9 protein-coding genes and 2 tRNA genes are annotated in these 7,465 nt (G+C 63.1%); 2 read left to right on the top strand and 9 right to left on the bottom strand.

The features are described 5' to 3' along the window. The first annotated feature begins 3 nt into the window (after window positions 1–3). Together AS136_RS02380 and AS136_RS02375 are read left to right on the top strand one after the other, a co-directional pair. Window positions 4–80, top strand: a tRNA-Met gene (locus AS136_RS02380). A 32-nt stretch (window positions 81–112) separates the two neighbouring features. After that, window positions 113–189: transfer RNA gene (locus AS136_RS02375), tRNA-Met, on the top strand. A gap of 94 nt (window positions 190–283) precedes the next feature. On the opposite strand, the gene cobT is transcribed toward AS136_RS02375, so the two are convergent. Genes cobT through cbiK form a run of 9 tightly spaced genes read right to left on the bottom strand, consistent with a single transcriptional unit; the run spans window position 284 to window position 7,460 of the window. Further along, a complete protein-coding gene (gene cobT / locus AS136_RS02370; protein WP_023323208.1) occupies window positions 284–1,339 on the bottom strand; it encodes a nicotinate-nucleotide--dimethylbenzimidazole phosphoribosyltransferase in 1,056 nt (351 codons plus the stop codon). Window positions 1,340–1,382: 43 nt separating this feature from the next. Further along, window positions 1,383–1,928, bottom strand: coding sequence for a bifunctional adenosylcobinamide kinase/adenosylcobinamide-phosphate guanylyltransferase (cobU, locus tag AS136_RS02365; RefSeq protein ID WP_023323209.1), 546 nt, complete (start codon window positions 1,926–1,928; stop codon window positions 1,383–1,385). After that, on the bottom strand, window positions 1,922–3,445 hold the full coding sequence (locus AS136_RS02360; RefSeq protein WP_023323210.1) for a cobyric acid synthase: 1,524 nt from the start codon (window positions 3,443–3,445) through the stop codon (window positions 1,922–1,924). The genes cobU and AS136_RS02360 overlap by 7 nt, the downstream gene beginning before the upstream one ends. Next, window positions 3,442–4,266, bottom strand: coding sequence for an energy-coupling factor ABC transporter ATP-binding protein (locus AS136_RS02355; RefSeq protein ID WP_012540691.1), 825 nt, complete (start codon window positions 4,264–4,266; stop codon window positions 3,442–3,444). The genes AS136_RS02360 and AS136_RS02355 overlap by 4 nt, the downstream gene beginning before the upstream one ends. Window positions 4,267–4,274: 8 nt before the next feature. After that, a complete protein-coding gene (locus tag AS136_RS02350; protein WP_023323211.1) occupies window positions 4,275–4,952 on the bottom strand; it encodes an energy-coupling factor ABC transporter transmembrane protein in 678 nt (225 codons plus the stop codon). After that, window positions 4,939–5,220, bottom strand: coding sequence for an energy-coupling factor ABC transporter substrate-binding protein (locus tag AS136_RS02345; RefSeq protein ID WP_023323212.1), 282 nt, complete (start codon window positions 5,218–5,220; stop codon window positions 4,939–4,941). The genes AS136_RS02350 and AS136_RS02345 overlap by 14 nt, the downstream gene beginning before the upstream one ends. A 1-nt stretch (window position 5,221) precedes the next feature. Further along, on the bottom strand, window positions 5,222–5,959 hold the full coding sequence (gene cbiM / locus AS136_RS02340; protein WP_023323213.1) for a cobalt ECF transporter S component CbiM: 738 nt from the start codon (window positions 5,957–5,959) through the stop codon (window positions 5,222–5,224). Then, a complete protein-coding gene (locus tag AS136_RS02335; RefSeq protein ID WP_012540689.1) occupies window positions 5,959–6,669 on the bottom strand; it encodes a cobalt-factor II C(20)-methyltransferase in 711 nt (236 codons plus the stop codon). The genes cbiM and AS136_RS02335 overlap by 1 nt, the downstream gene beginning before the upstream one ends. Then, window positions 6,666–7,460, bottom strand: a complete 795-nt coding sequence (cbiK, locus tag AS136_RS02330; RefSeq protein ID WP_008806288.1) for a sirohydrochlorin cobaltochelatase — start codon at window positions 7,458–7,460, stop codon at window positions 6,666–6,668. The genes AS136_RS02335 and cbiK overlap by 4 nt, the downstream gene beginning before the upstream one ends. Window positions 7,461–7,465: the final 5 nt, after the last annotated feature.

Genomic DNA, 7,465 nt, shown 5'->3' with positions numbered 1-7,465 from the left:
TGACGCGGGGTGGAGCAGCCTGGTAGCTCGTCGGGCTCATAACCCGAAGGTCGTCGGTTCAAATCCGGCCCCCGCAACCAATCAAATTTGACAAAGTAAAGCAGTACGGTGACGCGGGGTGGAGCAGCCTGGTAGCTCGTCGGGCTCATAACCCGAAGGTCGTCGGTTCAAATCCGGCCCCCGCAACCAACATCATAAACACCCTCAAGGGTGTTTTTTTGTTTCTGCCGCCGGCAAACCTCTGCCGAAAACGGGAACGGCCGTTGCCGCTCCCATCTCCTGCTTACCCCTTCGGTAACACAATATTGCTTGCCGCCAGCATGCCCATGCGATGGTACATCGCGCAGGCTGCCTCGACGATCGGCATCGCCAGCGCCGCGCCGCTGCCTTCTCCCAGACGCATACCCATATTGAGATACGGTTCGAGGCCCAGATGCGCCAGCGCGATACGCGCCCCCTTCTCCGCCGAATAGTGGGACGGGATCAGATACGGTTTTACCTCCGGCGCTATCTGGCACGCCGCCAGCGCTGCGGCGTAGGAAAGAAAGCCATCCAGCACCACCGGCAGCCCGCAGGACGCCGCCCCCAGCATCACCCCCGCCATCCCCAGCAGATCGAAACCACCGACTTTGCTCAGCACATCGAGACCATCATTCGGGTCGGGCTGATTGACGGCGATAGCCCGCCGCACCACCTCCACCTTGTTGCCAACCTTCGCCAACGGCAGATTGGCGCCAACCCCAACCACCTCCTGCGCATCACTGCCGGTCAGAACGCTGACCATCGCCGCCGCCGGCGTGGTATTGGCCATCCCCAGCTCGCCGACACCAAACAGAGTAACGCCCTCCCGGGCCAGCGCGCGGGTGTAGCGCATCACCTCCAGCAGCAATTCCTGCCCCTGCTCACGGGTCATGGCCGGGCCGCGGGCAATATTGCCGCAGCCCCGCGCCACCCGCATATTCACCACCCCGGGGAGCGGTTCGCTATCGATACCGACATCAATTACATACACTTGCGCCCCGGCCTGGGCGGCGAGCACGCAGACGCCGGTGGTGCCGCGGGTCATATTTGCCGCCTGGATGGCGGTGACCGCCTTCGGCGAAATCGCCACCCCTTCGTCCCACACCCCATGGTCGGCGCACATCACCAGCAGCGCCTTTTTCGCCACCTGCGGCTGGCCGCCCAGGCCGGGCATTCCCGCCAGCTGCACCGCCAGCGCCTCCAGACGGCCGAGGCTGCCGGGGGGCTTAAGCAAGCCGTCGATATGGTGTTGTGCCCGCGCCATGGCGTCAGCGTCCGGCGCGGGGATCGCCCGCAGAACCGTGTTTAAATTTTCCATACAGAATCCCTGCCAGGGCTGGCCCGGTCAGCCAGCGATTGAGTTATTTGATTTTGACGCCGATGCCGGAGACCACCAGCCAGACCGCATCCGCCGCGGCCGCCAGGCGCTGATTGACCCGCCCGGCGATATCGCGAAAATGCCGCGCCAGGCGGTTCTCCGGCACAATGCCCATCCCCACCTCGTTGGTCACCAGCACGACGTGCGCCGGGCAGCGCTGACAGGCGGCAATCAGCACGCCCATTTCGTCATCAATAGCCCGCTCCATGGCGGCGTAATCCCAGCCGTCGGGGTCGCTGTCGCCGCCGAGCGCGAACAGCAGGTTGGTGACCATGGTGGTGATACACTCCAGCAGAATCGCCTCCGCTGGGGCGATATCCGGAGTGATCAGTTCATCAAGCTGCTGCCAGCGCTCGGCGGTGCGCCAGTGGGCGGGCCTGCCGTCGCGATGGTGCTGGATCCTTGCGGCCATCTCGTCGTCAAAGATTTGCGAGGTGGCGATATATAACCCCTGCGGCGCATCGGCAATCAGCGCCTCGGCATGGCGGCTTTTGCCGCTACGCGCGCCGCCGGTAACCAGAGTCAGCATAGGGGCTCCTGATGTTGGCGCATGATGGCGTAAATTTTATCGATGGCGATATGTTCGCGCATGGCGTCCGCCAGCCGATCAAACTGCCGGGTTTTATAGCGGGCATACTCCAGGGCGCTATCCAGCGGCGCCAGCCCTTTGCGCTGGCGCAGGCCGTTGAGCAGCGCCCGGGTAAAGGCATCGCTGTCGAACAGGCCATGGAGATAGGTGCCGAACGCCAGGCCGTCGTCGCTTATCGCCCCGTCCTCTACTGACTGTCCCGCTTTATGCAGCTGCAGCAGCGGCGGGCTGCCGGCCTCGCGGCGCGTCTCACCCATATGAATTTCGTAGCCACTGACATGCAGACCTGCCGCGTCGGCTAACCATTCCGGGAGGTTAGTTCCCAGGGTCGCCTGCACCTGGGTGGTGGTTTTATGCTGGCCGAAGTGGGTCACGGTCTTCAGCACCCCCAGTCCGGGCTGGGTGCCAAGGCCAGACTCCACCTCATCGATAATGGTTTCGCCCAGCATCTGATAGCCGCCGCAGATCCCTAGCAGCGGCACCTTGCGCTGCCGGGCCTGCTCGACTGCATGCGCCATGCCGCTCTCGCGCAGCCAGCACAGATCGCCGAGGGTATTTTTACTGCCCGGGAGAATGACCAGGTCGGCGTCGGCCAGCGCCTGCGGGTCGCGGACATAGCGCACCCGGACGTCTGGCTGCGCCGCCAGGGCGTTAAAGTCGGTAAAATTGGCGATATGCGGCAGGTGAACCACGGCGATGTCGATGTCGCGCCGGTCGGTGCGACGGTATTTCCCGGCCTGCAGCGCGACGCCGTCCTCATCCTCGAGATCCACGTCAAGCCACGGCATAACGCCCAGCACCGGCACCCCGGTCAACGCCTCGATCTGCTCTATCCCGGAGCGCAGGAGCGCCACATCGCCGCGGAATTTATTGATGATCACCCCTTTCACCCGCGCCCGCTCCTGAGGCTGCAGTAGCGCCAGCGTACCGTAAATCGCGGCAAACACCCCGCCGCGGTCGATATCGGCCACCAGGATCACCGGACATTGCGCCATCTCGGCCATGCCCATATTGACGATATCGCGGTCGCGCAGGTTAATCTCCGCCGGACTGCCGGCCCCTTCCAGCACCAGCGCCTCATACTCTCCGGCCAGGCTCTGGTAGACCGCGAGGATCTGCTCGCGCAGGCGCGGCTTGTACTGGTGATAGCTCACCGCGTCCATGCTGGTCGCCACCTGCCCCATCAGGACCACCTGCGCCTGACGGTCGCTGGTGGGCTTGAGCAAAATCGGGTTCATGCGGACATCCGGCGCGATCCCTGCCGCTTCGGCCTGGAAAATCTGCGCCCGGCCCATCTCTTTGCCATCCGGCGTAATGCCGGAGTTCAGCGCCATATTCTGTGATTTAAACGGCGCGGTACGCAGCCCATCCTGATGAAAAATACGGCACAGTCCCGCCACCAGTACGCTTTTCCCCACGTCGGAAGCCGTGCCCTGTAACATCACTGCCAGCGTCATGACGCCTCCTTTATCGCGCCTATCGCGTTGTTGTGCATCCGCTGAAAAAACTCCGCTTCGGTTTTACACAGCGGCAATCCCAGTTCGCTATGAAGTTTCACCAGCCACGGCTGCGTCAATCCCGCCTGGGCCATGATCGCCGCGCAGGCAAATACCTCGCCGGGATCCCCCGCGGCCAGCACTTCGCCGTGACGCAGAACGTAAACGGCGTCGCTCACCTCATAGATCAGATCGATATCGTGGCTGGAGATCACCACGCGCCGCCCCTGCCCGACAATGCGCCGGATGATGGCGATCATCTGCGCCCGCCCCCGGGGATCGAGGCCCGCGGTGGGCTCGTCAAGCAGCAGGTAGCGCGCCTGCAGCACCAGCGCCCCGGCGATCGCCACCCGTTTTTTCTGCCCATGGCTGAGACACTGGATCGGCTGCTGGCGAAACCCCTGAGCATCAACGAGGGTCAACGCTTCATCCACCCGGCGGGCGATCTCCTCTTCCGCCACCCCGAGATTACGCAGGCTAAAAGCGATATCGCTGTCGATATCGGTATAGAAGATCTGCTGATCCGGATCCTGAAACACCGTCGCCACCTGCTGGCGCAGCGCCAGCAGACCGCGCTTGCTGTAATTCAGCGCCTCTCCCTGCCACAGCACCGCCCCCTGCTGCGGGCGCAGCAGGCCGCTCAGGTTCATAAACAGCGTCGACTTTCCGCAGCCGTTGGCCCCCACCAGGCCGGTCACCGCATGGCGGGAAAAATCCAGCGTCAGCCCTTTAAGTACCGGCTCATCCTGATAGCGAAACCAGAGATCGGTTGTGGCAAGCATACTTATCCTTAGAGGTGAAAATCACCCTGGTACAATTTGATATCCAGCGCGGTGCTCATCTGCTGATAGCGCAGGAGGACGCGAGTGAACAGCAGTCCCACCAGCATCGCCAGCGAGCGATAGCCCTGCGGCACGCTACCATAGCCAAAACGTAGGGTTTGCGCGCGGTGAATCGCCATCGCCTCGTCTAACAGAATAAAAATGAAGCGCCAGGTCAGCAGGATCTGCTCCGTCAACAGTCGCGGTACGCGACCGCGCTTGAGCAAGATAATCAGCTGTGGGAAAGGCAGATTAAGCACCAGCCAGAGCGTGGCCGCCATCGCCGCCAGGCTGCGCCAGAAGGTCTCCCCGGCCACGGCCAGCCCCTGGGCGGAAATCCCTATCGAGAAAGCGCCCAGCCGAAAGCTCGCTAACAGCATCTGCGGGTCGCGGCTGATGCTGAACAGAATGGTCAGCACGCCGACCAGCAAAAAGCCAAAGGGTAGCGCCATCCAGCGGCACCAGCGCCAGAATGAGACCCGCAGCAGCCAGCAGGTCAGCGCGGCGGTCAGCGCCAGCGTCAGCGCCTGGCCCCACGCCGGCAGCGTAAAGGCCAGCACCATCAGCAGCAGCCAGAGCAGAAACTTACGCTCTGGCGCCACGTGCAACCAGCGGCTCTGGTAGCTGAGTCGGTCAAACCCGGTCATCACGGCGCTGCCTGCCCCTCGCATAGCCGAGAATGTAAAAAATCACCGCCGCGCCCAGCGAGCCCTGCAGGGTAAACAGCAGGCTCTCAATCTCGCCGCTCGCCGGTTCGTACAGCGGCTGGAACCAGGGTTGATAATCCGGCGCCACCACCTGGATCTGGCTCTCCGCTTCACCGTCCGAGCCGCCAAACTCACCGCCGTGGTTAATAAAAAAGGGCAGGATCATCAGGGTGACCACCATCGCCAACAGGATCAGGGTCTTTTTCATATTAATGTCCCTCCGCGACGATCAGCCGCCGTTTGGTCAGCTGATCGTAGATCATCACAGTTAGCAATCCTTCCGCGATGGCGATCGGGATCTGCGTCAGGCAGAAGATCCCCATAAACTTCAGGATCGATCCACCTGCCCCGGTGGCCGGATCGGGAAAGGCCACCCCGAGCTGGACGGAGGTGACAAAGTAGGTCATCAGATCCGCCAGCATGGCGCAGAGAAAGACCCCGACATCGCGACGGATCCCCGCCCGGCAGGCCAGCTTCCACACCAGATAGCCGACCATCGGGCCGATTACCGCCATCGACATCCCGTTGGCGCCAAGAGTGGTCAGGCCGCCATGCGCCAGCAGCAGCGCCTGGAACAGCAGAACGATCGCCCCCAGCACCGCCACCACACCCGGCCCGAAGAGGATCACCGCCAGACCAACGCCGGTCGGGTGCGAGCAACTGCCGGTCACCGACGGGATCTTCAGCGCCGAAAGAACAAAAATAAACGCCCCGCAGAGGGCCAGCAGCACCTTCTGATTGCTCTCCTCCTGGACGATACGCCGCAGGCGCACCAGGCCGTACCACAGGCAGGGTAAAAACAGCAGCCACCACGCCAGCGCCCACATCGGCGGTAAAAAACCCTCCATGATATGCATGGCGAACGCCTCCTGCGGGACGATGATCAGCAGAACAGCCGCTGCCAGCCCCCCGTACGAAAGCTGCTTCAGCGATTTCACCTGATTCATTACGCCTCCTCCCACTGTTTGTTAACCAGGATGGTCGAGAAATAGGGCAGCGGCTGGTCATCGCTGACCTCGCGCAGACGGCGCCAGCACTGCTCGCCCGGCAGGGTGGCCTCTGACATCATCAGCGCCGCATCCAGCAGCCCCGCCTGCGCCAGCAACGCCTTAATGCGGGCGAAGCGGCCGTAGACTTTCATCAGCACCAGACTGTCATGCTGGCGCAGCGCCGCGGCAATGTCCGCTTCCGGCGCGGTACAGGAGATCACCGCCAGCGACTGCTGCTCCATAGCCAGCGGGGTTTTCGCCCGCGCGGCAATGGCGGCGAAGGAGGTAACGCCAGGGACAATCTCCAGCCAGTCCGGGCAGCCAATCCGCTGCAGCAGAAAGACCCAGGTGCTGAACAACATGGCGTCGCCGAGGGTGATAAATCCGACCTGCCTGCCCGCCGCCACCTCCTGGGCCAGCGCCGCGGCAACGTCGTTCCACACCGCCTCTTTTTCCGCGCTGTCGGCGCTCATCGGAAAATGGCAGCAGCGGACCTCCGTGTGTGCGCCAAGGTACTCGCGCACGATGGAGAGCGCGAGGCTGTCGCCGCCTTTGCGGCCGGCTGGCGCATACAGCACATCCAGCTGGCCGAGGATCCGCGCCGCACGCACGGTGATCAGATCGGCCGCCCCCGGCCCGGTGCTCAGGGCGTAGAGTTTGCCGCTCATGCTGCTTTCTCCATCGCGTTATTCAGCGCCTGCTGCAGATGGGCGACAAACATCGCCCGCACCGCCGGATTTTCCCCTAACCCGTTCAGCCACGGCGTGGCGGGGATGCCGGCGGCATTGAAGCGGGTTTTCCACGAATCGTCTTCGTCGGAGGCCATATCATTAATGGCATGATCGCCGGCCACCAGCATCAGGGGCATCAGATGCACGCCGGTCACGCCCTGGCGGGAGAGTTCGTTAATGACGATGTCCACTTCGGGATAGCTTTCCACCGCCCCCACCCGCGCCGGAAAACCCTGCACCGCCATCATATGATCCAGACAAGCGTAGGCCGCGAAGGCGTGGTGGCTGGCGCCGTGCCCCATAAACACCACTCGCTCCGTCGCCGCCAGCGGCGGCATCTGCTGGCGCAGGGCCTGCATCAGCTGAACATAATCGCCATGACCGCTCAGCAGCGGCACGCCCAGCGTCAGGCGCTGAAAGCGCGGGCGCAGGCTCTGCACTTCGCGAACGATCTTCTCGTACTCGTCGCCGTTGATAATGTGCAGGGACTGGATCGCCACATCCTGGTACCCCTGCTCAGCCAGCTTTTGCAGGGCCTGCAGCGGGGTATCGATATGGATACCGTCGCGCTGCCGCAGTTTGCGAATAATCATCCCCGAGGTGAAGGCGCGGAACAGCGTGCGATCCGGACAGCTGGCGGCAAGATCGCGCTCGCAGGCGGTAATGTTCTTCTCGCGGGTGTCGTGATAGCTGGTGCCGAAGCTCACCACCAGAAGTGCTTTTTTCATATCCT

It is taken from the genome of Klebsiella sp. D5A (genome assembly GCF_001620885.1).
GTDB lineage: Bacteria > Pseudomonadota > Gammaproteobacteria > Enterobacterales > Enterobacteriaceae > Klebsiella > Klebsiella variicola.
The sequence above is the reverse complement of the archived record's forward strand: the minus strand, read 5'-3'. Positions and strand labels throughout refer to the sequence as shown.

What these genes read in the sequence shown, in the direction of transcription:
- cobT (WP_023323208.1), bottom strand. Translation starts at nt 1,339, where the DNA reads ATGGAAAATTTAAACACGGTTCTGCGGGCGATCCCCGCGCCGGACGCT.
- cobU (WP_023323209.1), bottom strand. Translation starts at nt 1,928, where the DNA reads ATGCTGACTCTGGTTACCGGCGGCGCGCGTAGCGGCAAAAGCCGCCAT.
- AS136_RS02360 (WP_023323210.1), bottom strand. Translation starts at nt 3,445, where the DNA reads ATGACGCTGGCAGTGATGTTACAGGGCACGGCTTCCGACGTGGGGAAA.
- AS136_RS02355 (WP_012540691.1), bottom strand. Translation starts at nt 4,266, where the DNA reads ATGCTTGCCACAACCGATCTCTGGTTTCGCTATCAGGATGAGCCGGTA.
- AS136_RS02350 (WP_023323211.1), bottom strand. Translation starts at nt 4,952, where the DNA reads ATGACCGGGTTTGACCGACTCAGCTACCAGAGCCGCTGGTTGCACGTG.
- AS136_RS02345 (WP_023323212.1), bottom strand. Translation starts at nt 5,220, where the DNA reads ATGAAAAAGACCCTGATCCTGTTGGCGATGGTGGTCACCCTGATGATC.
- cbiM (WP_023323213.1), bottom strand. Translation starts at nt 5,959, where the DNA reads ATGAATCAGGTGAAATCGCTGAAGCAGCTTTCGTACGGGGGGCTGGCA.
- AS136_RS02335 (WP_012540689.1), bottom strand. Translation starts at nt 6,669, where the DNA reads ATGAGCGGCAAACTCTACGCCCTGAGCACCGGGCCGGGGGCGGCCGAT.
- cbiK (WP_008806288.1), bottom strand. Translation starts at nt 7,460, where the DNA reads ATGAAAAAAGCACTTCTGGTGGTGAGCTTCGGCACCAGCTATCACGAC.